The sequence below is a fragment of the Pseudomonas sp. R1-15 genome (genome assembly GCF_051132085.1).
In the GTDB taxonomy this organism is placed as follows: Bacteria; Pseudomonadota; Gammaproteobacteria; order Pseudomonadales; family Pseudomonadaceae; genus Aquipseudomonas.
This window is the reverse complement of the sequence record NZ_CP071660.1, coordinates 5,035,896-5,062,334: the sequence shown is the minus strand read 5'-3', so window position 1 is coordinate 5,062,334 and position 26,439 is coordinate 5,035,896. Positions and strand designations below refer to the sequence as shown.

General features: G+C 61.7%; 25 protein-coding genes. 13 read left to right on the top strand and 12 right to left on the bottom strand.

Features of this window, described 5'->3' with window-relative positions; genetic code table 11:
• Positions 1–30: 30 nt before the first annotated feature.
• The 7 genes from folK to dksA all read right to left on the bottom strand — a co-directional run bounded on the left by folK (position 31) and on the right by dksA (position 8,832).
• Positions 31–516, bottom strand: coding sequence for a 2-amino-4-hydroxy-6-hydroxymethyldihydropteridine diphosphokinase (folK, locus tag J3P97_RS22835; protein ID WP_434601857.1), 486 nt, complete (start codon positions 514–516; stop codon positions 31–33).
• A gap of 3 nt (positions 517–519) precedes the next feature.
• The gene (locus J3P97_RS22830; protein WP_434601856.1) at positions 520–1,917 is read right to left on the bottom strand and encodes a polynucleotide adenylyltransferase PcnB; all 1,398 of its coding nucleotides are present in this window, start codon (positions 1,915–1,917) and stop codon (positions 520–522) included.
• Positions 1,918–2,631: 714 nt separating this feature from the next.
• Positions 2,632–4,068: a sigma-54-dependent transcriptional regulator gene (locus J3P97_RS22825; protein ID WP_434628241.1), complete on the bottom strand. Its 1,437-nt coding sequence runs from the start codon at positions 4,066–4,068 to the stop codon at positions 2,632–2,634.
• A gap of 22 nt (positions 4,069–4,090) precedes the next feature.
• Positions 4,091–7,045 carry a sensor histidine kinase gene (locus tag J3P97_RS22820; RefSeq protein ID WP_305498777.1) on the bottom strand — a complete coding sequence of 985 codons (2,955 nt, stop codon included), beginning with the start codon at positions 7,043–7,045 and terminating at the stop codon, positions 4,091–4,093.
• The gene (locus J3P97_RS22815) at positions 7,029–7,205 is read right to left on the bottom strand and encodes a hypothetical protein (RefSeq protein ID WP_003176118.1); all 177 of its coding nucleotides are present in this window, start codon (positions 7,203–7,205) and stop codon (positions 7,029–7,031) included. Before J3P97_RS22815 ends, J3P97_RS22820 begins: the two co-directional genes overlap by 17 nt.
• Positions 7,206–7,283: 78 nt before the next feature.
• Positions 7,284–8,165, bottom strand: coding sequence for a tRNA glutamyl-Q(34) synthetase GluQRS (gene gluQRS, locus J3P97_RS22810; RefSeq protein ID WP_434601854.1), 882 nt, complete (start codon positions 8,163–8,165; stop codon positions 7,284–7,286).
• Between the two features lie 223 nt (positions 8,166–8,388).
• Positions 8,389–8,832: an RNA polymerase-binding protein DksA gene (gene dksA / locus J3P97_RS22805; protein WP_434571787.1), complete on the bottom strand. Its 444-nt coding sequence runs from the start codon at positions 8,830–8,832 to the stop codon at positions 8,389–8,391.
• Between the two features lie 337 nt (positions 8,833–9,169).
• Here dksA and J3P97_RS22800 point away from each other — a divergent pair, with 337 nt between their 5' ends.
• Positions 9,170–10,342: a pyridoxal phosphate-dependent aminotransferase gene (locus J3P97_RS22800; RefSeq protein WP_434571789.1), complete on the top strand. Its 1,173-nt coding sequence runs from the start codon at positions 9,170–9,172 to the stop codon at positions 10,340–10,342.
• The gene (gene sfsA / locus J3P97_RS22795) at positions 10,342–11,100 is read left to right on the top strand and encodes a DNA/RNA nuclease SfsA (RefSeq protein WP_434672817.1); all 759 of its coding nucleotides are present in this window, start codon (positions 10,342–10,344) and stop codon (positions 11,098–11,100) included. The genes J3P97_RS22800 and sfsA overlap by 1 nt, the downstream gene beginning before the upstream one ends.
• On the opposite strand, the gene J3P97_RS22790 is transcribed toward sfsA, so the two are convergent.
• Positions 11,056–11,373, bottom strand: a complete 318-nt coding sequence (locus tag J3P97_RS22790; protein ID WP_434601851.1) for a Rieske (2Fe-2S) protein — start codon at positions 11,371–11,373, stop codon at positions 11,056–11,058. The two genes, sfsA and J3P97_RS22790, sit on opposite strands and share 45 nt — an antisense overlap.
• A gap of 165 nt (positions 11,374–11,538) precedes the next feature.
• Between J3P97_RS22790 and J3P97_RS22785 the strand changes: the two genes are divergently transcribed.
• The 4 genes from J3P97_RS22785 to J3P97_RS22770 are packed head-to-tail and all read left to right on the top strand — an operon-like array spanning position 11,539 to position 15,079.
• Entirely contained in the window at positions 11,539–12,408 is an 870-nt protein-coding gene (locus J3P97_RS22785; protein ID WP_434672816.1) for a heme/hemin ABC transporter substrate-binding protein, read from the top strand.
• A 50-nt stretch (positions 12,409–12,458) separates the two neighbouring features.
• Positions 12,459–13,442, top strand: coding sequence for a FecCD family ABC transporter permease (locus J3P97_RS22780; protein WP_434605211.1), 984 nt, complete (start codon positions 12,459–12,461; stop codon positions 13,440–13,442).
• Positions 13,442–14,209 (top strand): heme ABC transporter ATP-binding protein, encoded by a 768-nt coding sequence (locus J3P97_RS22775; RefSeq protein WP_434672815.1) that lies wholly within the window; start codon positions 13,442–13,444, stop codon positions 14,207–14,209. The genes J3P97_RS22780 and J3P97_RS22775 overlap by 1 nt, the downstream gene beginning before the upstream one ends.
• Positions 14,210–14,230: 21 nt before the next feature.
• Positions 14,231–15,079 carry a ChaN family lipoprotein gene (locus J3P97_RS22770; protein WP_434672814.1) on the top strand — a complete coding sequence of 283 codons (849 nt, stop codon included), beginning with the start codon at positions 14,231–14,233 and terminating at the stop codon, positions 15,077–15,079.
• 219 nt (positions 15,080–15,298) lie between these two features.
• On the opposite strand, the gene J3P97_RS22765 is transcribed toward J3P97_RS22770, so the two are convergent.
• From J3P97_RS22765 to J3P97_RS22755, 3 genes are all read right to left on the bottom strand, one after another.
• The gene (locus J3P97_RS22765; RefSeq protein WP_039593847.1) at positions 15,299–15,571 is read right to left on the bottom strand and encodes a TfoX/Sxy family protein; all 273 of its coding nucleotides are present in this window, start codon (positions 15,569–15,571) and stop codon (positions 15,299–15,301) included.
• A gap of 213 nt (positions 15,572–15,784) precedes the next feature.
• Positions 15,785–16,126: a pentapeptide repeat-containing protein gene (locus tag J3P97_RS22760; protein ID WP_305498787.1), complete on the bottom strand. Its 342-nt coding sequence runs from the start codon at positions 16,124–16,126 to the stop codon at positions 15,785–15,787.
• Positions 16,127–16,216: 90 nt separating this feature from the next.
• Positions 16,217–17,773 carry an AAA family ATPase gene (locus J3P97_RS22755; protein WP_434672813.1) on the bottom strand — a complete coding sequence of 519 codons (1,557 nt, stop codon included), beginning with the start codon at positions 17,771–17,773 and terminating at the stop codon, positions 16,217–16,219.
• 116 nt (positions 17,774–17,889) lie between these two features.
• Here J3P97_RS22755 and mrcB point away from each other — a divergent pair, with 116 nt between their 5' ends.
• Genes mrcB through J3P97_RS22740 form a run of 3 tightly spaced genes read left to right on the top strand, consistent with a single transcriptional unit; the run spans position 17,890 to position 21,276 of the window.
• Positions 17,890–20,208, top strand: coding sequence for a penicillin-binding protein 1B (mrcB, locus tag J3P97_RS22750; RefSeq protein ID WP_434571803.1), 2,319 nt, complete (start codon positions 17,890–17,892; stop codon positions 20,206–20,208).
• A 16-nt stretch (positions 20,209–20,224) separates the two neighbouring features.
• Positions 20,225–20,947, top strand: coding sequence for a tetratricopeptide repeat protein (locus J3P97_RS22745; RefSeq protein ID WP_434571804.1), 723 nt, complete (start codon positions 20,225–20,227; stop codon positions 20,945–20,947).
• The gene (locus tag J3P97_RS22740; protein ID WP_434571806.1) at positions 20,947–21,276 is read left to right on the top strand and encodes a YqcC family protein; all 330 of its coding nucleotides are present in this window, start codon (positions 20,947–20,949) and stop codon (positions 21,274–21,276) included. Before J3P97_RS22745 ends, J3P97_RS22740 begins: the two co-directional genes overlap by 1 nt.
• A gap of 6 nt (positions 21,277–21,282) precedes the next feature.
• Here the strand turns inward: J3P97_RS22740 and J3P97_RS22735 are convergent, their stop codons facing one another.
• Positions 21,283–21,705 carry a DUF4124 domain-containing protein gene (locus tag J3P97_RS22735; protein ID WP_434571808.1) on the bottom strand — a complete coding sequence of 141 codons (423 nt, stop codon included), beginning with the start codon at positions 21,703–21,705 and terminating at the stop codon, positions 21,283–21,285.
• Between the two features lie 400 nt (positions 21,706–22,105).
• On the opposite strand from J3P97_RS22735, the gene J3P97_RS22730 reads away from it, so the two are divergent.
• From J3P97_RS22730 to pssA, 4 genes are all read left to right on the top strand, one after another.
• Positions 22,106–23,830 (top strand): acetolactate synthase 3 large subunit, encoded by a 1,725-nt coding sequence (locus J3P97_RS22730; RefSeq protein ID WP_305498794.1) that lies wholly within the window; start codon positions 22,106–22,108, stop codon positions 23,828–23,830.
• A 2-nt stretch (positions 23,831–23,832) separates the two neighbouring features.
• Entirely contained in the window at positions 23,833–24,324 is a 492-nt protein-coding gene (gene ilvN / locus J3P97_RS22725) for an acetolactate synthase small subunit (RefSeq protein ID WP_003176102.1), read from the top strand.
• A 44-nt stretch (positions 24,325–24,368) separates the two neighbouring features.
• Positions 24,369–25,385 (top strand): ketol-acid reductoisomerase, encoded by a 1,017-nt coding sequence (ilvC, locus tag J3P97_RS22720; protein ID WP_003185459.1) that lies wholly within the window; start codon positions 24,369–24,371, stop codon positions 25,383–25,385.
• A 143-nt stretch (positions 25,386–25,528) separates the two neighbouring features.
• Positions 25,529–26,374 (top strand): CDP-diacylglycerol--serine O-phosphatidyltransferase, encoded by an 846-nt coding sequence (pssA, locus tag J3P97_RS22715; protein WP_305498795.1) that lies wholly within the window; start codon positions 25,529–25,531, stop codon positions 26,372–26,374.
• Positions 26,375–26,439: the final 65 nt, after the last annotated feature.

Here is a 26,439-nt window from a genome sequence, read left to right as displayed (position 1 = left end):
GAGCAGGCTCGCTCCCACAGGGGATTGGTGTCAGTTAGCAGGCAGGCGTTCCAGGCCGACGAAGGGGCACGCCGCGAGGAGGTCCTTGAGCAAACGCCCATCGGCCAGGCGCAGGTCGGCGGGCGCGAGCTCGGCCAGCGGATACAGGACAAAGGCTCGGGCGTGCATATGGTAATGAGGGACTTTGAGGCGCGGCTCGTCGATCAGGTGATCACCGAACAGCAGAATATCCAGGTCCAGGGTGCGCGGGCCCCAGCGCTCGAGGCGCTCGCGACCCTGGCCGGTTTCGATGGCCTGTAGTGCATCGAGCAAGTCCAGCGGCGCGAGGTCGCTGTCCAGCGCCGCAACGGCATTGGTATAGCGAGGCTGGCCGGGGAGCAGGGAGTCGCTTTGATAGAACGCTGAAACGCCCGCCAATCGCGTCTCGGGCAGTCGCGCCAGCGCCTCGACGGCGCTGCGCAATTGTTCGGCGGGCTCGGCCAGGTTGCTGCCCATGCCGATGTAGATGCGTTCCATCGATCACTCGCCCGAGGCGCTTGGCGCACCGGCACGTTTGCGCTTGGCGCCACTGCTGCGGCGACGTTTGCGCGGGCCGCTGGCGCCGTCATCCTTGCCGCTCAGTTCGCGAATCATGTCGCGGCGCTCGCTGTCGTTGGCGTCCTGGTAATCGGTCCACCATTCGCCCAGGCCATCGGTCTGTTCGCCGGCGCTTTCGCGCAGCAGCAGGAAGTCGTAACCGGCGCGGAAACGCGGGTTGTCCAGCAACAGGTCGGCGCGTTTGCCGCTGCGCCGCGGCAGGCGCTCTTGCATGTCCCAGATCTCGCGGATCGGCATCGTGAAGCGTTTTGGAATGGCGATGCGCTGGCATTGCTCTGCGATCAGCTCATGGGCGGCTTCCTGCATCGCCGGAATCGGCGGCATGCCGCGTTCCTGCAAACGCAGGACCCGGGCGGGCAGGGCGGGCCAGAGCAAGGCGGCGAACAGGAACGCCGGGGTCACCGGTTTGTTCTGCTTGATGCGCAGGTCGGTGTTGATCAACGCTTCGCTGATCAAGGTGTGGGTGTAGGTCGGGTTGTATTCCAGCGCCTCGGCACTGGCGGGGAACAGCGGGTCGAACAACTGCAGGTCGACGAGCATTTCGAAGGTGTCTGCGGCGTGACCCGACAGGAACAACTTGAGCACTTCTTCGAACAGCCGCGCCGACGGGATCTCCCTCAGCATCGGCGCCAGTTCGCGAATCGGCAGGGCGCTGTGCTTTTCAATGCCAAAATCCAGCTTGGCGGCGAAACGCACGGCCCGCAGCATCCGCACCGGGTCTTCCTGGTAACGCTGCCTGGGATCGCCAATCAGGCGGATAAGCCGGTTGCGGATGTCGTGAACGCCGTTGGCATAATCGAGGATGCGTTCGCTGACCGGGTCGTAATACAGCGCGTTGATGGTGAAGTCGCGGCGCTGCGCGTCTTCCTCCAATGTGCCGTAGACGTTATCGCGCAGGATGCGCCCGCTCTCGTTGCGCGAAGACTGGTTGCTGTCTTCTTCTTCGTCGTTTTGCGGGTGGTTGGCGCGGAACGTCGCGACCTCGATGATTTCGCGGCCGAAATGGATGTGCACCAGCTTGAAGCGCCGCCCGATGATCCGCGCATTGCGGAACTCGGCTCGTATCTGCTCAGGCGTGGCACTGGTGGCGACGTCGAAATCCTTGGGCGTGATATTAAGCAGCATGTCGCGCACGCAACCACCGACCAGGTAAGCCTGGTAGCCGGCGTTCTGCAGGCGTTCGACGATGTTCACCGCGTAACGGCTGAATTGGGCCTTTTGCAACGAATGCTGGCCGCTGTTGAGCACTTCAGGCGTGCTGCGGATGTGTTGCGTACGACGCAAGGGAGAACGGAATGACTGGAACAGCTTCTTCAGCATGGGATGCACTGTTTGAAGGAATATTCGGCCAAAAACGAGGAATGACCGCATGATGGGCGGGGATTCTAGCATTTAGTCGAGGGATGGTGTAGGACACAGGAGTTTTGAGCTGCAAGCTTTGGGCGACGAGCTTGTAGGCTGCGGGGAAGGCGGAATGACAGAAACCACAAGGGGAGCCGAAGCTCCCCCAGAATTAGTTGCGTGCTCTGTTTTTATTATTGGTTTCGGGCTTTTTGTTTTTGTTGAGTGCCCGCGCCACGAGGTTTCCCTTCGTGACCCTCCCAATCGGGAGCCAAGAGCAAACGGATTGCTTTGGTCGCTGTGTTGCAGTGATCAATCGATCCAACCAGTTCAGGCACCTGTCTTGAGACAGTTTTATTGTTCTCGGCCTGGTTGTGGGGCAAGCCCCAAATACAACGCCTCTCCAAAAGAATCAGTTAGCTGCGCCTCTCGCCGTCTTGTTTTTATTGTGCGTGAGTCGATTCGTCTTATTTTTATTGTCTTGTGCATTGCTTGTTATTGTTCTTGTACCAAAGCTATAGCAGGGTGCGTGCCAACTTTTGGCAGGCCCAGCGAAATCGGGGGTTCTATGGTTATAGCGGTTTTTTCGAGGCGAAAAAAAGCCGGGGTTTCGTTACCGTAAACCCCGGCATCTGTTACGTGAAAAAACTGAGGTAACAGTTTTTTCACATCCTGCGGTGTTACCTGCGTGTTTCAGCTCTCGCTGGCGACGCCCGTCTTGCGTCGTGGGATACCCAGGCGCTGGCGGCGCTCCCACAGGCACTTGCGGCTCACGCCCAGCTTGCGCGCCAGTTCCGTCTCGGTCATGTGGTCCTGGTGCTCCAGGACGAAGTGCTGGAAGTAGTCCTCCAGCGACAGGTCTTCGGTGGGCTCGTGGCTGGTGTTGTTGGCGCCGCCGCCCTGTTGAGGGGCCAGGCCGATGAATTCTTCATCGTCCAGGTCACTCAATTCGATGTCGATTCCCAGCAGGTCGGCGGATATTTCCGGGCTCTCGCACAGGATCACCGCGCGCTCCACGGCGTTTTCCAGCTCACGGACGTTACCCGGCCAGGCGTAATGACGAATGGCTTGTTCGGCGTCGGGGGCAAACTTCAGGTCGGTGCGGTTGACCCGCGCGCTCTGGCGGGCGAGGAAGGCATTGGCAATCTCGTTGACGTCCGCGCCGCGCTCGCGCAGTGGCGGCAGCTTCAGGGCAATTACGTGCAGCCGGTAATACAGGTCTTCACGGAACTGACCGATTTTCGCCAGGCTCTTGAGGTCGCGGTGCGTCGCGGCGATCAGGCGCACATCGACCTTTTGCGACTGGACCGAACCGACTCGACGAATCTCGCCTTCCTGGAGGACGCGCAACAGCCGCGCCTGGGCTTCCAGGGGCAGCTCGCCGATTTCGTCAAGAAACAGCGTGCCTCCGTCCGCCGCCTCGACCAGGCCGGCACGCCCTGCGCTGGCGCCGGTGAAGGCGCCTTTCTCATGGCCGAACAGCTCGGACTCGATCAGGCTTTCCGGGATGGCCGCACAGTTCACCGAAATCATTGGCGCCTTGGCTCGGCGCGACAGGTTATGCAGCGCCCTGGCCACCAGCTCCTTGCCGGTGCCGGACTCGCCCTGGATCAGGACGTTGGAATCGGTCGGCGCCACTTTGCGGATCTTGCTGTAGAGGTCCTGCATGGGTGGGCAGGAGCCGATGATGCCGATTTCGCCGTTGCTGTTGCTGGCGCCCGCCTTGCCTGGAGCCGCGGCCTTGCCGTTCGTCGGTTCCGAAGGCTGGCTGCTCGCCGTTTGTCGGTCACGCAGGATTCGAGCGACGGCCTGAAGCATTTCGTCGTGGTCGAACGGCTTGGCAATGTAGTCGACCGCACCCATTTTCATGGAGTCGACCGCCGAGCGCAGGCTGGCATAACTGGTCATGATCAGCACAGGCGTGCCCTGGCCGAGCTTGATCAACTCGGTCCCCGGGGCACCAGGCAGGCGCAGGTCACTGACGATCAGGTCAAACGTTGGAATGCTGAAACGCTCTTGTGCTTCCTGCACGGAACCGGCTTCGCTGACCTGGTACTGGTTGCGTTCCAGCAGGCGGCGCAAGGCGGAGCGGATAATTGTTTCGTCTTCGACGATCAAAATGTGCGGCATTGATTCGATTCTCTCGACGGTCTCAGTTCACAGCGGACGTCGCTTCGACATGACGCGGCAAGGTCACCCGGATACGGGTGCCGCGTTGGCTCTGAACATCGGCCGGGCTGTCGATGGTGATTTGTCCATAATGCTCTTCAACGATGGAATAGACCAGTGCGAGGCCCAGACCGGTGCCTTCGCCAGGATCCTTGGTGGTAAAGAAAGGTTCGAACAATCGATCCATGATGTTCTGTGGGATACCGCTGCCTTCGTCTTCGACGATCAGGTCGACCGTGTGTTCAAAGGCTTCGCTCTTGACCCGTACCGCGCTCCCGGCCGGCGAGGCGTCGCGCGCGTTGGAAAGCAGGTTGATCAGCACCTGGGCGAGCCGTTGGGGATCGCCATCGACCCAGTGATCGGGGTCGCACAGGTTGAAGAACTGCACTTCGAAATTGCGCCGGTTGAGTGCCAGCAGGCCAATGGCGTCCTGGGCGACTTCGGCCAGGCACACCGGTTCGTCGTTGTGCTGGTGGCCGCCGGCGTGGGCGAAACTCATCAAGGATTGGACAATGCGCGACACGCGCTTGGTCTGTTCGAGAATCTGCCCGCTGATTTCCGTCAGCTCACCGTCGTCCTCGCGTTCTTCGCGCAGGTTCTGCGCCAGGCAGGCGATGCCGGTGATCGGGTTGCCGATTTCGTGGGCCACGCCGGCGGCCAGTCGTCCGATGCTGGCCAGGCGCTCGGAATGGACCAGTTTGTCTTCGAGCATCTGGGTGTCGGTCAGGTCTTCCACCAGCAGCACCAGGCCGCTGTTGCCCGGCGCCAACGGCTCGTCGATCGCCGCCTTGTGCAGGTTCAGCCACCGGGTCTGGCCGTCGAGAGCCAAGTGCTGTTTGTGCAGGTGCTCGTCCGGCAGGTCGATGAAGCCTTGCAGCAAACCTTTCCACGGCTCGCCCAGGGTACTCAGGCGCGAGCCGACCACGCGCTGGGCGGCGATGCCGGTCAGCTCCTCCATGGCCTTGTTCCACATGAGGATTTCCTGGTCCTTGGCCAGCGAACAGACGCCCATCGGCAGTTCCTGCAGGGTCTGGCGGTGGTAGCGGCGCAAGGCGTCCAGCTCGGCGGCGAGGCCAGTGAGGCGCGAGTGGTAGTCCTCGAGGCGGCTTTCGATGAAGTGGATGTCTTCGGTCACGTAGTTTTCGCCGCCTGCCTTATAAGGCAGGAATGTCTCGACCATGTCCTGGGCCACGCTGGGGCCCATCAGGCCGGACAGGTTGGCTTCGATCCGGTCGCGCAAGCGACGCAACGCGTACGGGCGACGCTCATCGAACGGCAGGTAAAGATCGCGCAGGGCCTGTTCGACTTCCTTTTGTGCGGCCTTGGCGCCCAGCGGCTTGGCCAGTTGCGTGGCGAATTCCTGGGGCGAGGCGGCATGCAGTTCCCGGCGTTGCGGGCGACGCACGTTATCCACGGCGCAGGCTTCGGCGGCGCTGGCTTCTTCACTGCTGGCGTTGGTGAACAGCGAAATCAGGGTGAACATCAGCACGTTCGCCGCCAGCGAGGCGATGGCTGCCATGTGCCAGCTGGTGTCGTCGAGCACGTAGATCATGTTCAGCAGCGGGATGTAGAACCCCTGCAGGTTGCCCAGCAGCGGCAAGAGCATGGCGACTAGCCAGACCAGGATCCCGGCCAGCAGGCCGGCGATAAAGCCGCGGCGGTTGGCGGTTGGCCAATACAGGACCGACAGCACGCCGGGCAGGAACTGCAGGGTGGCGACGAACGCGACGATGCCCAGGTTGGCCAGGTCCTGCCCGTCGCCCAGCATCAGGTAGAAACCATAACCGGCCATGATGATCGCAACGATCAGCGCGCGGCGGGTCCATTTCAACCAGCGGTAGATATTTCCTTCCGCCGGCGGCTGGTAGAGCGGCAGCACCAGATGATTGAGGGCCATGCCCGACAACGCCAAAGTGGTGACGATGATCAGGCCGCTGGCCGCCGACAGCCCGCCGATATAGGCCAGCAATGCCAGGGCCTTGCTGTTGGCGGCAATGCCGATGCCGAGGGTGAAGTATTCCGGATTGGTGCTGGCGCCGAGTTTCAGACCTGCCCACAGAATCAGTGGCACCGCCAGGCTCATCAACAGCAGGAACAGCGGCAGGCCCCAGCTTGCGCTGACCAGTGAGCGCGGGTTGAGGTTTTCGGTGAAGGTCATGTGGTACATGTGCGGCATCACGATTGCCGAGGCGAAGAACACCAGCAACAGCGTGCGCCACGGGCCTTCCTGCAAAGGCGTATGCAGGGCGGCGAGGGCGGTCTGGTTCTGCAACAGCCAAAGCTCGAGCTGTTGCGGGCCATCGAACACGCCGTACAGCGCGTAGAGGCCGACGCCACCGATGGCGATCAGCTTGATCACCGATTCAAAGGCAATGGCGAATACCAGGCCTTCGTGTTTTTCCCGGGTGGCGATGTGCCGGGAGCCGAAAAAAATCGTGAACAGAATGATCAGCGCGCAGAAGCTCAGCGCTACTCGATGTTGCACCGGTTCGCGGGTCAGGATGCTGATGGAATCGGCCACGGCCTGGATTTGCAGAGCGAGCAGCGGTAACACGCCGACCAGCATGAAGATCGTGGTCAGCGCGCCGGCCCAGGTGCTGCGAAAGCGGAAGGCGAACAGGTCGGCCAGCGATGACAGCTGGTAGGTACGGGTGATCTTCAGGATTGGATAAAGCAACACCGGCGCCAGCAGGAAGGCCCCGGACACCCCAAGGTAGCTGGACAGGAAACCATAGCCATACTGATAGGCCAGCCCGACCGTGCCATAAAACGCCCATGCGCTGGCGTAGACCCCCAGCGACAGGGTGTAGGTCAGCGGGTGGCGGATGATCGCCCGGGGGATCATGCCTCGTTCGCTGATCCAGGCCACGCCGAACAGCACCGCCAGGTAGGCGGCGCTGATCAGGATCATCTGGGTCAGGCTAAAGCTCATCGGCATCTTTTTGGCTCTGCAGGATGAAGGTCACGACGATCAGGATCAGCCAGAGCAGATACGGCCGATACCAGGCACCCGTGGCATCGATCCACCAATCCATGATGGCGGGGGAGAACAGGTAGATCCCCACTACCAAAAGCAGGACCAAGCGATAGATGTACATCCCGGCCTCTCTTTGTTTATGCGCGTGCCCGAAAACGTGCGGCGATGGTAACGGATAGGCGGCAGGCTGCAAGGGCCGTCATGGTATTTGCGCTTCGGGCAGGGTGAGGACGCGCGGGATCTTGCTCGCATCCCAGTGCCGAATGCCCCAGGCCAGCAGTTCGCGGGGGCTGGCATCGCAGAGTTCCGGGCCCGGTTGCTGGCCCAGTGCGCGCAATGCCCGTAACAGCAGCGGCGTAGCCTGGTCCGCTGTCAGCGGCGGTGAACGATAGGATTTGCCGAGCTTGTGCCCGTCGGGCTGGGTGATCAGCGGCACATGCAGGTAACGCGGTTGTGGCAGCCCGAGGAGTTCCTGCAGGTAGAGCTGGCGTGGCGTGGAGTCCAGCAGATCAGCGCCGCGAACGATATCGGTGACGCCTTGCCAGGCGTCGTCCAGGACCACCGCCAGCTGATAGGCGTAAAGCCCGTCACGACGACGGATCACGAAATCACCGGCCTCACGGCCCAGATGCTGGCGAAATTCGCCCTGGACCCGGTCGGTGAAGTGATATTCAAGCTCGGGGACGCGCAGGCGGATGGCGGCGTCCTCGGTATCGTGGCCGGCGTTGCGGCATAGCCCCGGGTAAATACCCTGATACGGTTCCAGTTGCTTGCGCGAACAGGTGCAGGCGTAGGCCAGGCCTTGGCTGAACAAGCGATCGATGACCAGTTGATAGGCTTCATGGCGGTCGCTCTGGCGGACCATTTCGCCATCCCATTCAAAACCATAGGTTTGCAGCGCATTCAGGATCGCCGCTTGCGCGCCGGGCTCCTCCCGCGGTGGGTCGAGGTCTTCCATGCGCAACAACCAGCGCCCGCCGACGGCCCGGGCATCGAGGTACGACGCCAGGGCGGCGACCAGCGAGCCGAAGTGCAGGTGGCCGCTGGGGGTGGGGGCGAAGCGTCCGATGTAGGCAGTCATAAGGCGAATATCATTGGGGTCAGGGCGGTAGGCAATCTTGACAACAAAGCACATCCCCTGTGGGAGCGAGCCTGCTCGCGATAGCGGTGTATTTGTCACATCAAGCTGCTGACCCACCGCTTTCGCGAGCAGGCTCGCTCCCACAAGGGGATTGGGTGTGCGGGAGGTGCGCAAACAAAAAACGGAGCGTATGAACGCTCCGTTTCGGTGACAGCCCCGGCGATTACTTGCCGACCTGTTTTTCCTTGATTTCCGCCAGGGTCTTGCAGTCTACGCACATGTCTGCGGTTGGACGTGCTTCCAGTCGCTTGACGCCGATCTCGACGCCACAGGACTCGCACCAGCCGTATTCTTCGTCTTCGATCAGTTGCAGCGTCTTGTCGATTTTCTTGATCAGCTTGCGTTCCCGGTCACGGGCGCGCAGTTCGAGGGCGAACTCTTCTTCCTGGCTGGCACGGTCGGCCGGGTCGGGGAAGTTGGCAGCGTCGTCCTTCATATGGTCCACGGTGCGGTCGACTTCCAGCATCAAGTCCTGTTTCCACTTGTTCAGGATCTTGGTGAAGTGCGCGCGCATCGGGGCGCCCATGTACTCTTCGCCCGGTTGTGGGATATACGGCTCAAACCCGCTGAGCGACTGATTTTGATTCTGCTTTGCTTGGGTGGGCATGAATGGACCGCCTCTACTCTTGTAATCCACTACGCAGGATTGCTCCATCACCGACACCTGCCGGCCCTGCGGCTGCAAGCGGGCGAACTTACCAGATCAAATCGGGCCGCGCTACTCCCGGTTGTCGAGCCTGCGGCGGCCGGGGCCTGTAAAACGTGGCCGGGTTCGCTTCGGTGGGGGTGCAATCCTGCTCAATGCTTGATTCTAGTCAAGCCTGGGCCAATCGCCGGAGCCATTTCCAGCGATCTACGGTAGGACCATTGTGTATTCCCGCTCGTTCCCGCACCGCTGCCCGAGTTGGGTAGAATCGGTTCTTTTTTCGTGAAGGAGGGCCCCAATGGCCCAGCCCTACAGCGCACGCAGCCGTGCCATCGAACCGTTCCATGTCATGGCGCTGTTGGCGCGCGCCAACGAATTGCAGGCTGCCGGGCACGACGTCATCCATCTGGAGATCGGCGAGCCGGACTTCACTACCGCCGAGCCGATCATCCAGGCCGGCCAGGCCGCCCTGGCGGCCGGCAAGACCCGTTACACCGCAGCCCGCGGCATTCCCGAGTTGCGCGAGGCCATCGCCGGCTTTTATGCGCAGCGCCACGGCGTCGACATCGATCCGCGGCGCATCCTGGTCACGCCGGGTGGGTCTGGTGCCTTGTTGCTGACCAGTGCCCTGCTCGTCGACCCGGGCAAACATTGGTTGCTGGCCGATCCTGGCTATCCCTGCAACCGCCATTTCCTGCGCCTGATCGAAGGTGCTGCGCAATTGGTGCCAGTCGGGCCGGACGTGCGTTACCAACTGACCCCGGACCTGGTGGATCGCCATTGGGATCAAGACAGCGTGGGGGCATTGGTGGCGTCGCCGGCCAACCCGACCGGGACGATTCTCTCTCGGGACGAGTTGGCGGGGTTGTCCAGGGCAATCAAAGGCCACAATGGCCATCTGGTCGTCGATGAGATCTATCACGGCCTGACTTATGGCACCGACGCCACCAGTGTGCTGGAAGTGGACGACGATGCTTTTGTTCTCAACAGTTTTTCCAAGTATTTCGGTATGACCGGTTGGCGACTCGGTTGGCTGGTGGCCCCTTCGGCGGCGGTCAGTGAGCTGGAGAAACTTGCGCAGAATCTTTATATCAGTGCGCCGAGCATGGCCCAGTACGCGGCCCTGGCCTGTTTCGAACCCGCGACCATCGAGATTTTCGAGCAGCGTCGTGCCGAGTTCGCGCGGCGTCGCGACTTCCTGCTACCGGCGTTGCGTGGGTTGGGATTCGGCATCGCGGTGGAGCCCGAAGGTGCGTTTTATCTTTACGCCGATATCAACGCGTTCGGCGGCGATGCCTTTGCGTTCTGCCAGCATTTCCTGGAAACCGAACACGTGGCGTTCACGCCGGGGCTGGATTTCGGTCGGCACCAGGCCGGTCATCATGTGCGTTTTGCCTACACCCAAAGCCTGCCTCGGCTACAGGAAGCGGTGACGCGAATCGAACGTGGACTGCGGAGCTGGCGAGGCTGATGCGTTTTTCTCCTGCACTGGAAGAAGGTCGACTGATTCGACGTTACAAGCGTTTTCTCGCCGATATCGAGACCATTGACGGCGAACTGCTCACCATCCACTGCCCGAACACCGGCTCGATGCTCAATTGCATGGCCGAGGGCGCACGCGTCTGGTTCAGCCGCTCCAGCGATCCCAAGCGCAAGCTGCCAGGGACCTGGGAAATAGGCGAAACCCCTCAAGGCCGGTTGGCCTGCATCAACACCGCGCGAGCCAACCCCCTGGTTGAAGAGGCGCTGCGCGCGGGTGTCATCAAGGAGCTGAACGGTTTTGTCGGGCTGAAGCGCGAAGTCGCCTACGGCGTGGAGAACAGCCGTATCGATTTTCGACTCGACTATGCCGACCAGACCTCGGCCTGGGTCGAGGTCAAAAGTGTCACGCTGGGTTTCGATGCAACAAATGTGGCGGCATTTCCCGATGCGGTGACGCTGCGTGGCGCCAAACATCTGCGGGAACTGGCTTGTCTGGCCCGCGACGGCGTACGGGCGGTGCAGCTGTATTGCGTAAACCTGAGTGGCATCGACGCGGTGCGCCCGGCGCAGGAAATCGACCCGGTGTACGCGGCGGCGTTGAGTGAGGCGGTGGCCGCCGGGGTGGAAGTGTTGGCCTACGGGGTCACCTTGACGCCGGAGCAGATATGGGTGGATCGCCCGCTGCCGGTATTGCTTGAACCGCTACAGGTCGACCCAGATGCCCTGATCATCCTCCCGGCTGTCTAGCGCGGCCAGGAACTGCCCGGCGCAAGGGCCGGCGACGCATTCACCGCTTTCAATCAGGAACAGCGCGCCATGGGTCGCGCACTGGATCAGGCTGGCGCTGGGGTCGAGGAACTGGTCAGGCTGCCACTCCAGCGGCACACCGCGATGCGGGCAGCGGTTGAGATAGACGTAGGCCTGGCCTGCACGTCGCACGGCCAGGACCTTGCGCCCTTCAATGTCGAAGCCGCGACTGCTGTTGTCCGGTAACTCAGCGGCGGCGCAAAGGTATTTCATGTGGGTCTCGACATGTCTGTGAATCCTCTGTGGGATTCATGTGGCATAGGTTCCGCGCTTGACGGTCAAATGAAAACAATTATCAAATGGCGCCTCCTTCAGAGGTGACCGAGGATACGTCGCCAGGCTCGGCCCTGTGAAAAATTTCTCTGAGGAAGCTATCCGATGCGCTTGAATTTCCGCGTTGCTGCGCTCTGTGTCGTCCTTTTGGCCAGCCAGGGAGCGCTGGCGGCCGATCTGCCGCAACGCTGGGTGAGCGCTGGGGGGGCCTTGTCGGAGTGGGTCAGTGCGCTCGGCGGTGAGTCGAAGCTGGTGGGCGTGGACACCACCAGCCAGCATCCCGAGTCGTTGCGAGCGCTGCCCAGTATCGGTTATCAGCGACAGATGTCGGCGGAGGGCGTGCTGAGCTTGCGGCCGCAGATTCTGGTGGGTACCGAGGAAATGGGACCGCCGCCGGTGCTCGCGCAAATTCGTGCGGCCGGGGTGCCGGTCGAGTTGTTCTCGGCGGCGCCGAGCCTGGAGGCGCTTCAGACCAATCTGCGTCACTTGGGGCAGCTCTTGGGGGCCGAGACCAAGGCTGCGGAGTTGTTCGATGACTATCGACAACGGCTTTCCCAGCACGCCGTCCGCGTAAACGCAGCCCGGCTCAGGCAGAAGGCGCCTGGTGTATTGCTGCTGGTGGGCAATGCTGGCGGCAAATCGCTGATCGCCGGTAAAGGCACCGCCGCCGACTGGTTGCTGGAGCAGGCCGGTGGTCACAACCTGGCGACCCACAGCGGCTACAAACCGTTTTCCGTGGAAACCCTTGCCAGCTTGAATCCTGAAGTGCTGGTCTTTGCCGATCGAGCCTTGACCGGCCAAGAAGCGCGCGCCGCGCTGTTCAAGGAAAATCCGATCTTGTCCTCGACCCGGGCCGCCAAGAGTGGGCGTGTCATGGAACTGGACCCGACGCTGCTGGTGGGCGGATTGGGTCCGCGCCTGCCGCAAAACCTGGTGAAGCTCACCGACGGTTTTTATCCGGTCAAGACCCCATGACTGCGCTGGTCAAGCCACGCACTTTATTTATTGGGCTGGGCCTGCTATGCCTGCTGGCGATCTGGTTGTCCCTGGCCTTGGGGCCGGTGAGCTTGCCGCTGTTCGATACCCTGCGCGCCGCCATGCGCCTGTCGGGCTTGCCGGTGGCTGCCGATGGCCTGGAACAGGCCGAACTGATCCTTGGCCAGATCCGCCTGCCGCGTACCTTGCTGGGGCTGGCGGTGGGCGGGGTATTGGCGTTATCCGGCGTGGCGATGCAGGGGCTGTTTCGCAACCCGCTGGCGGACCCGGGGCTGGTCGGGGTTTCCAGTGGTGCGGCGCTGGGGGCAGCGTTTGCCATCGTCGGCGGTTCGATGCTGGGCGGGCTGCCCGAAGCGCTGGGACCTTATCTTTTGTCACTGTGTGCGTTCCTTGGCGGGCTCGGGGTCACGGCGCTGGTCTATCGCCTCGGCCGGCGCAACGGTCAGACTCACGTCGCGACCATGCTTCTGGCCGGGATCGCCCTGACCGCGCTGTCCGGCTCGGCGGTCGGCTTGTTCACTTACCTGGCGGATGACGCGACCCTGCGCACCCTGACGTTCTGGAACCTGGGCAGCCTGAACGGCGCCACCTACGCGCGCTTGTGGCCCCTGCTGCTGGTCAGCGTCGGCGTGGCGATCTGGTTGCCGCGTCGGGCCCGTGCGCTCAACGCCTTGTTGCTCGGCGAGTCCGAGGCCGCGCACCTGGGCATTGACGTCGAACGGCTCAAGCGTGAGCTGGTGTTCTGCACGGCGCTGGGCGTTGGGGCCGCGGTGGCGGCTGCGGGCATGATCGGTTTTGTCGGGCTGGTGGTGCCGCATCTGGTAAGGCTGATGGCGGGCCCCGACCATCGCGTCCTGCTACCGGCTTCAATCCTGGCCGGGGCGAGCCTGCTGCTGTTCGCCGATCTGGTGGCGCGCCTCGCGCTGGCCCCGGCGGAATTGCCCATCGGCATTGTCACCGCGTTCATCGGTGCACCGTTCTTCCTGTATCTGTTGCTGCGGGGGCGTGCCTGATGCTGCGAGCGCATGACCTGCATATTCTTCGGGGCCGCAGAACCGTACTGGCGGACATCGACTTTCAGCTCAATCCCGGCGAAGTGCTCGGTGTGCTCGGGCCCAACGGTGCGGGCAAAAGTACGCTGCTGGCAGGCTTGTGTGGCGAGTTGCGTCCGGCCCGGGGCCAGGTCTGGCTCGACGACAGGCCCCTCGCCCAGTGGGGCGGCGCCGAGCGCGCCCGTCGTCTGGCGGTGTTGCCACAATCATCGACCCTGGATTTTGCATTCCGCGTGGAAGAGGTGGTCGGCATGGGGCGCCTGCCCCACCAGAGCGGCCAGGTGCGGGACGCGCAGATCGTTGAATCGGCATTACAGGCCGCGGATGCCACGCATCTGTATGGCCGCAACTACCTGACCCTGTCCGGTGGCGAACGCCAGCGGGTGCACCTGGCGCGGGTGCTGGCGCAACTGTGGCCGGGCGAGATGGGGCAGACGCTGTTGTTGGACGAGCCGACTTCGATGCTCGATCCCTTGCACCAGCACACCATCCTGCAAGCGGTGCGTGAATTCGCCGGTCGCGGCGCCGCCGTGCTGGTGATCCTGCATGACCTGAACCTGGCGGCGCGTTACTGTGACCGCCTGTTGCTGCTTGCGTCCGGCCGGCCGGTGGCCCTGGACACGCCCCGGCACGTGCTGCGCCCGGAGCCGCTCAAGGCGGTATTCGGCCTGGAAGTGCTGGTGCAGTCCCATCCGGAGCGCGGGCATCCGTTGATCATCGCCCGCTGAGGCAATCTGGAGGATGCAGATGTGCGCCTGTTCCTGATCCTGGCTTTGAGTGTGTTGACGGCTTGCCAAAGTATCGCGCCGCCTCCGGTCAACGGACGGATCCTTGACCTGCAAAATGGCCAGGCCCTCTCGTCGCCTACGTTGGTCGAGCGCTTGGCGAAGGCCTCGCGTGTCGTGGTCGGAGAGCAGCACGACAACCGCGACCACCATGTGTTGCAACGCTGGTTGCTCCAGGCCTTGGCCGAACATCGAGCCCAAGGCAGCTTGCTCTTGGAGATGCTGACGCCACAGCAGCAGCCGAAGGTCGACGCGGTTCGCCAGTTGCCAGCCTTGCCCAAGGATTTGCCCGGCGCGCTGGACTGGTCGCCGGGTTGGGATTGGAACCTGTACGGAGCCGTGGTGGAGTTCGCCTTGACTCAGCCTTATCCGGTGCTGGCGGCCAATCTTGACCGCACGGAGATCCAGCGCATTTATCGTCAAATGCCCTTGGTGGAGGGCGAGCGCTCCAATTCGTCCGTGGTGAAGGAAAAGCTGCTGGGACAGATCCGCGAGTCCCATTGCGGCCTGTTGCCGGAATCGCAGATGCCGGCGATGCTGGCGGTTCAGCAGCAGCGAGACCGGCGAATGGCGGAGCAGTTGCTCAAGGCGCCGACGCCTGCATTATTGTTTGCCGGTGCCTGGCATGGGCGAAAAGACGTCGGCGTGCCGCTGCATGTGCGGGACCTGGGCGCCAACGAGGCGCCGGTTGTGCTGATGCTGGCCGAGGAGGGGAGCAACGTTACGTCGGCCATGGCTGATTATGTGTGGTACACCCCGGCCACCCCGCCTCAGGATTACTGCGCGCAGATGCGTGGACAACAAGGCAAGTGATATTCCGGGCAAAAAAAGACCCGGCAAAAGCCGGGTCAAATAACCGTGATTAGCCTGATGAGGAGATATCTGAGAGTCCGAACCAAGGGCTTTTCAAATATCGACCAGTCTCGCGACCGGATGTGGTAATCATAGCGATTCTCATTTCCAAGTCAAACAAAGTTTTTCGATTCGCCAAAAATAATGGGGCGGCGCAATGTGGGCGGCAAAAATCGTGCGTCAGGCTTTGTGGCGAGCCGAAATGGCATCCAGCTGTTTGTTGAGGGCTTCCTTGCGTTCAGCGGGAATATCGTTCCAATGCATGTCCATCAATGCGCCTTCGATGGCATACAGCAATACCTTTGATGCCCGGAACCCGCGAGTGCGAACGGCGCGATAGGCGTCCACCGCGCCGAGGCGGCGTAGATCCGAGGCGCTGTGGATGCCCACGGCATGCAGCCACTGGGCTGACGTCTTGCCCAGATTCTTCAGGTGTTGCAGTTCATCATTCATCGAGCCTCCTTGCGACGGCCGACTGGTGCAGTGGGCAAGCTTCTCAGGAGTGTAGCGGTCAGTAGGAAAAGCGTGATTGTTTGGTCGGAATCGACGCAAAACCTTCTAATGCATTACGCACGATAGGGAGTAGAACGACAAACACGGCACGTCGTCCAGCGCAGGCGGGGGCGCTGGAGGTCTGTTCGATGCCGGGCCTCGGTTGCTTCAGGCTTAGCGGGTGCGGTAGCGCAGGCGTGTGCCGAAATTCATCGACATCAGGATCTCATCGGCCGACAGCTCGGGCGGGAAGTAGGCACCGGAAATCTGCGCGTGGGCGAGGCTCGCGCCTTCCAGCGACGAGTTACGAAAATCGACGCCGCGCAAATCGGCGGAACGGAAGTAGGCATCGGTGAAATCGACGTTGTCCGCGTTAAGTTCACGCAGGTCAAGACCACGGAAATCGCCGCCGCGCATGTCGATCGGCCCTTGAGGCCGTTCGCTGTTGAAGCCGGCGATATCGTCGTTGCGCAACAAGGCATAAAGCGGGGTGTCGAGAAGCTTGGGGTGGCTCATTTCATATCACCTGCTGGTATTATGACGCCAGTATAGTGCCACTATTTGACGGCCGTGAAGCCGGGCGTCGCTTCACGGCCGAAATAATTCCTACAGGCCTGGCAAGCGTTGGCGGATCTGCGCGACCACAACATCCAGCGTTCCGCTTTCGTTGGTCTGAACCCGTTTGCTACAAAGGATTTCCGCCGGGGTCAACGCTTCGCGGCCGGCCTGTTGGGCGGCGATGACGGCCAGGTTCGCGTCGGACGGGTCCTTCTGGTCCGCCTGGCGCTGGGCGAGCCGGCTTTCGATCACTGCTTGCGGCGCGTCGCAGTCGAGGATCAGGAACGGCGCGCCCGTGCCTTCGGCGATCCTGGCAGCGGCGTCACGCTGCTCACGCTTGAGGTAGGTGGCGTCGATTACCACCGGGAAACCTGCGTGCAGGATCGCGTCGGCAATTTCATGCAGGCGGGCGTAGGTGGTGCTGCTGGCGTCGCTGCTATAAATGCCGGCCTGTGGATCGTTCGGTATTTGCTGCTCGCCGAACAGGCGCTTGCGCTCCACGTCCGAGCGCAGGCGAATCGCGCCCAGGGCCTCTACCAGGCGCATCGCGACGTGACTTTTGCCCACGGCCGAAACACCGTGGGTAATCGCCAGGAAGCGCGACGGGATGGTGCTGTAGCTTTCGGCCAGGTTGGCGTAGTTGCGGTACTGGCGCAGAGTCGTGGCGCGCTGCACCGGATCGGCTTCGGCGGGCATGCTGAACAGTGCGACCTTGGCGCGCACCAGGGCGCGGTAGGCCTTGTAGAAATTCAACAGCTCCAGGCCCTGGTAATCGCCCGTCAACTCCAGGTACTGGCTGACGAACCGCCGCGCCAGTGACTTGAGGCCGCGGTCTTCAAGGTCCATCGCCAGGAACGCGGTGTCGGCGTAGACGTCGGTGAAACGGAACGGCTCGTTGAACTCGATGCAGTCGAAAATCACCACCTGGCCATCGATCACGGTGGCATTACCCAAGTGGATGTCGCCGTGGCATTCGCGGGTGAAGCCTTCGGTCTTGCGCTGGGCCAGCAGCGGCTTGAGGCGTTCGAAGCTGCTTTCGGCCCAGGCTTGCAGGGCTTCGAGTTGCAGCAGGTCAGCCTTGTCGCTGAGGAACGGACGGATCTGTTCGAAATTCTGCCGCACCGGCGCCATGACGCTGTCCGGCGTGCCTGCCGCGTTGTCGGCGGGCACCTTGGGCGTCGAAAGATGGAACTGGGCGATCTGCGCGGCCATTTCATCAATGTGCGCGGTGGTCAGTTCGCCGTTGGCCTGGAGCGTGCTGAGCAGTTGGCTCTGGGGAAACTGGCGCATCTTCAGGGCGTATTCGATGGCCGGACCATCACCGCCGAGGCTTGGCGCTTCGGCGCTGCCGGTAATCGGCAAGACTTCCAGGTAGAGGTCCTGGGTCAGGCGCTGGTTCAGGCGCAGTTCTTCAGCGCAAAAATGCTTGCGCGCGTCGAGGCTGGTGAAGTCGAGGAAGCCGAAATTGACCGGTTTCTTGAATTTGTAGGCGTAGGGCCCGGTGAGCAACACCCAGGAAATATGGGTTTCGATGACCTGGAACCCTTCGACGGGATGCGGGTAAAGGGCCGGGTTTTGCAGGGCAGCGATCAGTGATTGGCTCACGGGCGATCCTTCAGAGGCGGGAAAATTCAAGGCGGTCATTATGGCGGCAAGCGAGGCTAACGCAAACCTTGGCAGACGCATGTTGAACCACGCCAAAGTGCGTATAATCCGCCGCCATGACTCGTACCCGATCCCCCCGTACCCCCAAGAAACCTCCCGCCAGCCGCCTGCGGCCCTGGCTGGGCTGGGCCCTTAAACTGAGCCTGGTGGGCCTTGTCGTGCTCGCCGGTTTTGCCGTCTACCTCGATGCCGTGGTCCAGGAGAAATTCTCCGGCAAGCGCTGGACCATTCCGGCCAAGGTCTACGCGCGGCCGCTGGAGCTGTTCGTTGGACAAAAGCTCAGCAAGGAGGATTTCCTGACCGAGCTCGATGCCTTGGGTTATCGCCGTGAAAGCGTGGCCAATGGCCCGGGTGCAGCTTCGGTCAATGGCAACACCATCGACATCAATACTCGCGGCTTCCAGTTCTATGAAGGCATGGAGCAGGCGCAGCCGGTGCGGGTGCGTTTCTCCGGTGACTATGTGGCCGCGCTGACGGGCGCCAACAATGCGAGTCTGTCGGTGGTGCGCCTCGAGCCGCTGCTGATTGGTGGGTTGTACCCGAAAAATCTCGAAGACCGGATCCTGATCAAGATCGACCAGGTGCCGCCGTTCCTGCTTGAAACCCTGATCGCCGTCGAAGACCGTGATTTCTACCATCACTTCGGCGTCTCGCCCAAGTCGATTGCCCGGGCTGTCTGGGTCAATACCTCGTCGGGACACATGCGCCAGGGCGGCAGTACCCTGACCCAGCAGTTGGTCAAGAACTTCTACTTGACCAACGAACGCAGCCTGACCCGCAAGCTCACCGAAGCGATGATGGCGTTGTTGCTGGAGCTGCATTACAGCAAGCAGGAAATTCTCGAGGCCTACCTCAACGAGGTCTTTGTCGGCCAGGACGGCCAGCGGGCGGTGCACGGTTTCGGCCTGGCCAGCCAGTTCTTCTTCAGCCAGCCGCTGTCCGAGCTCAAGTTGCACCAGGTGGCGTTGTTGGTCGGCATGGTCAAGGGGCCGTCTTCCTACAACCCGCGTCGCAATCCGGAGCGCGCCCTCGAGCGGCGCAACCTGGTGCTGGACTTGTTGCAGCAACAAGGCGTGGCCACGGCCGAGCAGGTAGAAGCAGCGAAAAAGATGCCGCTGGGCGTGACCAAGCGCGGCAGCCTGGCGGACAGTTCGTTCCCGGGCTTCATGGACCTGGTCAAGCGTCAGCTGCGCGAAGACTATCGCGACGAAGACTTGACCGAAGAAGGCTTGCGCATCTTCACCAGCTTCGATCCGATCCTGCAGATGAAAGCCGAGGCCTCGGTCAATGACACCTTCAAGCGCCTGGCGGGGCGCAAGGGCTCTGACGAAGTCGAAGCGGCCATGGTGGTGACCAACCCGGAAACCGGCGAAGTCCAGGCGATGATCGGTAGCCGTCAGGCCAGCTATGCCGGTTTCAACCGGGCGCTGGATGCGGTGCGCCCGATCGGCTCGCTGATCAAGCCGGCGGTGTACCTCACCGCTCTGGAAAAACCGAGCCAGTACACGCTGACCAGTTGGCTCTCCGACGAGTCATTCTCGGTCAAGGGCGCGGACGGCCAGGTCTGGACGCCGCAAAACTATGATCGTCGTCCCCACGGCACGGTATTCCTTTATCAGGGCCTGGCGCATTCCTACAACCTCTCAACGGCTCGCCTCGGGCTGGAAGTCGGCGTGCCGAATGTGCTCAAGACCTTGGCGCGCCTGGGGGTGAACCGCGAGTTCCCGGCTTTCCCGTCGATGCTGTTGGGCGCCGGTGGCCTGACCCCGATCGAAGTGGCCGCGATGTACCAGACCCTGGCCAACGGTGGTTTCAATACGCCGATGCGTGGCATCCGCAGTGTGCTGACCGCCGACGGCGAGCCGCTCAAGCGTTATCCGTTCCAGATCCAGCAGCGTTTCGATCCGGCTTCCATTTATCTGATCCAAAGCGCCATGCAGCGGGTCATGCGTGAAGGTACCGGCAGCTCGGTCTATAACGTGCTTCCGCGGACGCTGACCCTGGCGGGCAAGACCGGCACCAGTAACGATTCGCGCGACAGTTGGTTCGCCGGGTTCAGCCAGGACTTGCTGGCGGTGGTCTGGTTGGGGCGTGACGACAACGGCAAGACGCCGTTCACCGGCGCCACCGGCGCATTGCAGGTCTGGACCAGTTTCATGCGCAAGGCCGACCCGTTGCCGCTGGACATGCCGCAACCGGACAACATCGTCCAGGCCTGGGTCGATTCACGCACCGGGCAGGGCTCCGACGCGAATTGCCCGGGCGCGGTTCAGATGCCGTATATTCGCGGCAGCGAACCGCCGCCCGGTGCGGCGTGTGGCGGCCAGAACCCAGCCGAATCGGTGATGGATTGGGTCAAGGACTGGGTGAATTAAGCAAAGAGGGCTTCAAGTGAACAAGTGGTTGATTCCAGCGGTAACCGCCGTGGCTTTGCTCAGCGGCTGCTCTACCGTACAGCGCGGCTCGATTCCGGTTGTCGACTCCGGTACCGCCGTTTCCAACAGCGAGCGGGTCTCGGCCAATGGCGGTTTCCGTCAGACGACCGTAAAGCGGCCGGTGCAGGGTGCTCAGACCCAGGCGATTCCCCAGGGTGATACGGGCGTCGTGGTGATGGTGCCCGGTGGTGGCGCTGCCACGTCGGCACCCATCAGCAGCACGCCGATCACACCGGGGCCGATCACGCCGGGTCCTATCGAGACTTCGCCGATCGACCAGGGCAGCTACAGCATGCCATCGACGCCGAGCAGCATCCCGTCGGCGAGCTCCGGTGGCTTGTCCGCCGATGAGCAACTGGATGGTCCGGTGCTGGCGCTGCTGACTACGGCCCAACAGCAGCAGGCCGGTGGTGACCTCAACGGTGCGTCCTCCAGCCTCGAGCGCGCCCAGCGTGTCGCGCCGCGCGAGCCTCAGGTTCTTTATCGACTGGCCCAGGTACGCATGGCCCAGGGCGATGCGCCGCAAGCCGAGCAACTGGCGCGCCGCGGCCTGACATTCTCCAGCGGTCGGCCGGCACTCCAGGCAAGCCTGTGGGAACTGATTGCCCAGGCCCGCGAGAAACAAGGCGACTCCGCTGGCGCCGCACTGGCCCGTCAGAAAGCCAAGGTTTCACTCTGATGGATGTTCGTTTTCCCCAGATCGCCGATCAGTTGCTGCTGATCGAGCGCGAACTGCGCGTCCAGGGTTGGTGGAGCAGCGTTTCGCCTTCGGCCGAGGCGCTGGCGAGTGTCGAGCCGTTTGCGGTCGATACCCTGGATTTCGAGCAGTGGCTGCAATGGATCTTCCTGCCGCGGATGAAGGCGATCCTGGAAAACGACCTGCCACTGCCTAACGCCTCGGGCATCCTGGCCATGGCCGAAATGGTTTATGCCCAGCGGCCAGGGCAGGGCGCCGAGTTGCAGCGGTTGCTGGCGCAGTTCGACCAGTTGATCAGCGACGCCCGCTGACTTCCCTCACTGGCAGTGTTCTTCGATCTGCTTGCGGGTCTCATCGATGCGCTGGCGCCGCTCTTCATCCGTGAGCCGGCGCATTTCGCCTTCCACGTCTTCCCTGACCCTGGGGTTGTTCTGCAGTTGCGCCAGGTTAGTTCGGGCCTGTTCGCAGAACGCCTTGAGTTGGGCTTCCTGCTCGGCAACTTGCTGCTTTACCTGTTGGTCGATGGCTTTTTGATCGCCGACGACACCGCCGGTAACAGGTGCTGCCGGCTTGGGAGCGGGCGGTGCGGATCTGCCCACGGTTGTCGCCTCTACGCCTTGCGGCGGCTGGGCGCCGAAGTGGGTCACGCCCTGGGCGTCCACCCATTTATAAATCTGGCCGGCCATGCTCATCGGGCTCAGGCCCGCCAGCAGGCAGGCCGTCAATAACATCGTTCGCATGCTGTTTCCTTGTCCTGGGTTGCGCAATCGAAGCTAACAGAGTAGCCGTTTAAAGGTTTTTTCTTGCGTTCTCATGTGCTTACTTCAATAAAGCACATTGACGACTTGACTTGCAGAGGGCGAAACAGAAGAATCCAAAGTCCGCTGTAGAGGGACTGCCAGAAGCAGACCCACTCGGCAGATCATGAGGCGCACATCCGCGCCGACCTGTTACACCCGCAACGCGTTACCTCGCGCTGGGTGGGAAAGGCCCGCAACACTTGGGACGATCCCAATACTTGCTCAGTCAGTGCTGACGTAGTCGGCGACCACCGTCGCTCATGCTCTGCCGAGAAGTAAACCTATTAAGACCCGTCCCCTTTTCGTGGGTCGGTATTCTGGCGTTTTAGAGGTGAACAACGTGGAGCTTTTATCTGGCGGTGAGATGCTCGTCCGCTTCTTGCGTGACGAAGGCGTCAAATATATCTACGGGTACCCCGGCGGTGCTCTCCTTCATGTCTATGATGCCCTGTTCAAAGAACCGGAAGTGACCCACATCCTGGTTCGCCACGAACAAGCGGCCACCCATATGGCTGACGGCTATGCCCGCGCCACCGGCAAGGCCGGCGTGGTTCTGGTGACATCCGGCCCTGGCGCCACGAACGCCATCACCGGTATCGCCACGGCCTACATGGACTCGATCCCGATGGTGATCATCTCTGGCCAGGTGCCCAGCACCATGGTCGGTACCGATGCGTTCCAGGAAACCGACATGATCGGTATCTCCCGGCCGATCGTGAAGCACAGCTTCATGATCAAGCACGCGTCGGAAATCCCGGAGGTCATGAAAAAAGCCTTTTACCTGGCTGAGTCCGGTCGTCCAGGCCCGGTCGTGGTCGACGTGCCGAAAGACATGACCAACCCGGCCGAGAAATTCGAGTACATCTATCCGAAAAAAGCCAAGCTGCGCTCCTACAGCCCGGCCGTACGCGGTCACTCGGGACAAATCCGCAAGGCCGCCGAAATGCTGCTCGCGGCCAAGCGCCCGGTCCTGTACTCCGGGGGTGGGGTCATCCTCGGTGGTGGCTCCGCGCCGCTGACTGAATTGGCAAAGATGCTCAACCTGCCGGTTACCAATACCTTGATGGGGCTTGGCGCCTACCCGGGCACCGACCGCCAGTTCATCGGCATGCTCGGCATGCACGGCAGCTACACCGCCAACCTGGCGATGCACCATGCCGATGTCATCCTGGCCGTGGGCGCACGTTTCGACGACCGGGTCATCAACGGCCCGGCGAAATTCTGCCCGAACGCCAAGATCATCCACATCGACATCGACCCGGCGTCCATCTCCAAGACCATCAAGGCAGACGTGCCGATTGTCGGTCCGGTCGAGAGCGTGCTGACCGAGATGGTCGCCATCCTCAAGGAAATCGGCGAGGCTCCGAACAAGGAGTCCGTGGCCGCCTGGTGGAAACAGGTCGATGAATGGCGCGGTGATCGTGGCCTGTTCCCGTACGACAAGGGCGACGGCAGCGTGATCAAGCCGCAGACCGTCATCGAGACCCTGTGCGAAGTGACCAAGGGCGATGCCTTCGTGACTTCCGACGTTGGCCAGCACCAGATGTTTGCGGCGCAATACTACCGGTTCAACAAGCCTAACCGCTGGATCAACTCCGGTGGCCTGGGCACCATGGGCTTCGGCTTCCCGGCGGCCATGGGCGTCAAGTTGAGCTTCCCGGACAACGACGTCGCCTGCGTCACCGGCGAAGGCAGTATCCAGATGAACATCCAGGAGCTGTCGACCTGCCTGCAGTACGGTTTGCCGGTGAAGATCGTCAACCTGAACAACGGTGTACTGGGCATGGTTCGCCAGTGGCAGGACATGAGCTACGGCAGCCGTCATTCGCATTCCTACATGGAATCGTTGCCGGACTTTGTCAAGCTGGTCGAGGCCTACGGTCACGTGGGCATCCGCATCACCGACCTGAAGGACTTGAAGTCCGGGCTTGAAGAAGCCTTCGCCATGAAAGACCGCCTGGTATTCCTCGATATCCAGGTCGATACCAGCGAGCACGTCTACCCGATGCAAATCAAAGACGGCTCCATGCGCGATATGTGGCTGAGCAAGACGGAGCGTACCTAATCATGCGACATATTATTTCCTTGCTTCTGGAAAACGAACCGGGTGCTCTGTCTCGTGTAGTGGGCCTGTTCTCGCAGCGCAACTACAACATCGAAAGCCTGACCGTGGCGCCAACCGAGGACCCGACCCTGTCGCGTCTGACGCTGACCACCGTAGGTCACGATGAAGTCATCGAGCAGATCACCAAGAACCTGAACAAGCTGATCGAGGTGGTCAAGCTGGTGGACCTGTCGGAGAGCGCTCACATCGAACGCGAGCTGATGCTGGTCAAGGTCAAGGCCACCGGCGCCCAGCGCGCCGAGATCAAACGCACTACCGATATTTATCGTGGGCAGATCGTCGATGTCAGCGCCAGCGTCTATACCGTTCAGTTGACCGGTACCAGCGACAAGCTCGACAGCTTCATTCAATCGATCGGAACTGCCTCGATCCTGGAAACCGTACGCAGTGGTGTCACCGGGATTGCCCGTGGCGACAAAGTACTGAGCATCTAACCAAATTAGCGAATGGCCGGAATGGCCGGATATAGGGGAAATTCATGAAAGTTTTCTACGATAAAGATTGCGACCTGTCGATCATCCAGGGCAAAAAAGTCGCCATCATTGGCTACGGTTCCCAAGGCCACGCCCAGGCGTGCAACCTGAAGGATTCGGGCGTTGACGTAACCGTCGGCCTGCGCAAAGGCTCGGCCACTGTCGCCAAGGCTGAGGCCCACGGCTTGAAAGTCACCGACGTGGCTTCCGCCGTTGCCGCTGCCGACCTGGTCATGATCCTGACCCCGGACGAATTCCAGTCTGCCCTGTACAAGAACGAAATCGAGCCGAACATCAAGAAAGGCGCCACCCTGGCCTTCTCCCATGGCTTCGCGATCCATTACAACCAGGTTGTGCCGCGCGCCGACCTCGACGTGATCATGATCGCGCCGAAGGCCCCGGGCCACACCGTCCGTTCCGAGTTCGTCAAGGGCGGCGGTATCCCTGACCTGATCGCGATCTATCAGGATGCGTCCGGCAATGCCAAGAACGTTGCGCTGTCCTACGCCGCCGGCGTGGGTGGCGGTCGTACCGGCATCATCGAAACCACCTTCAAGGACGAGACTGAAACCGACCTGTTCGGTGAGCAAGCCGTTCTGTGCGGCGGCACCGTCGAGCTGGTCAAAGCCGGTTTCGAAACCCTGGTTGAAGCTGGCTACGCGCCGGAAATGGCCTACTTCGAGTGCCTGCACGAACTGAAACTGATCGTTGACCTCATGTACGAAGGCGGTATCGCCAACATGAACTACTCGATCTCCAACAACGCCGAGTACGGCGAGTACGTGACCGGTCCGGAAGTCATCAACGCCGAATCTCGCCAGGCCATGCGCAACGCCCTGAAACGTATTCAGGACGGTGAATACGCCAAGATGTTCATCAGCGAAGGTGCCACCGGCTATCCTTCGATGACCGCCAAGCGCCGCAACAACGCCGCTCACGGTATCGAAATCATCGGCGAGCAACTGCGCTCCATGATGCCGTGGATCGGTGCCAACAAGATCGTCGACAAAGCCAAGAACTGAGTCGCGACTTGATCGAAAAACGCGGCCCTGGCCGCGTTTTTTCGTTTGGGCATTGGCTTCTGGTATAAAGCTGCATCGTTTGCGGCCGAACCGTCGTCCCAGACGCCTGTCGAATTTTTTCACACCGTTGCAAGGTACTGTCCATGAGCGAACGTCCCGACGAGCCGAACCAGGCTCCTGACGCCGAAAGCCTGTTGCCCATCGATGAACACGTCGAAGAGGGCCATGACGCTGAAGGCCGTAAGGTCCGGCATCGTGGCATCTATCTACTGCCGAACCTGTTCACCACCGCGAACCTGTTTGCCGGCTTCTATTCCATCATCAGCTCCATGAGCGCCCAGGCGGCGCTCAGTGCTGGTGACAGTGCCGGCGCAAGCCGCTATTTCGCCCTGGCTGCCATTGCGATATTCGTCGCCATGGTGCTCGATGGCCTTGACGGGCGCGTGGCCCGCATGACCAATACCCAGAGTGCATTCGGCGCCGAATACGACTCGCTGTCCGACATGGTCGCGTTCGGTGTTGCCCCCGCGTTACTAGCGTTCGGCTGGGCGCTGGGCGACATGGGCAAGGTCGGCTGGATGGTGGCTTTCATCTATGTGGCCGGTGCCGCGTTGCGCCTGGCACGTTTTAATACCCAGGTCGGCACTGCCGACAAACGCTACTTCATCGGTCTCGCGAGCCCTGCAGCCGCGGGCGTGGTGGCCGGCGTGGTCTGGGCATTCAGCGACTACGGCATCCAGGGCTCGAAAATGTCGTTCCTGGTGGCATTGCTGGTGGCGGCGGCCGGGATGCTGATGGTCAGCAACATCAAATACAACAGCTTCAAGGAGCTGGATCTGAAAGGTCGCGTGCCGTTTGTCGCGATCCTGGCTGTGGTGCTGGTGTTCGCCGTGGTCTTCAGCGATCCGCCGCGTATCCTGCTGCTGGTATTTCTCGCCTATGCTGCGTCGGGTCCGGTGCAATATTTGTTGCGTCTTCGCCGACGCTAAACGTTGCCTTAATCTAATTTCCCCCATACTCCGCAGTCTATTGGTGCATCTGCCCTCCAACACTG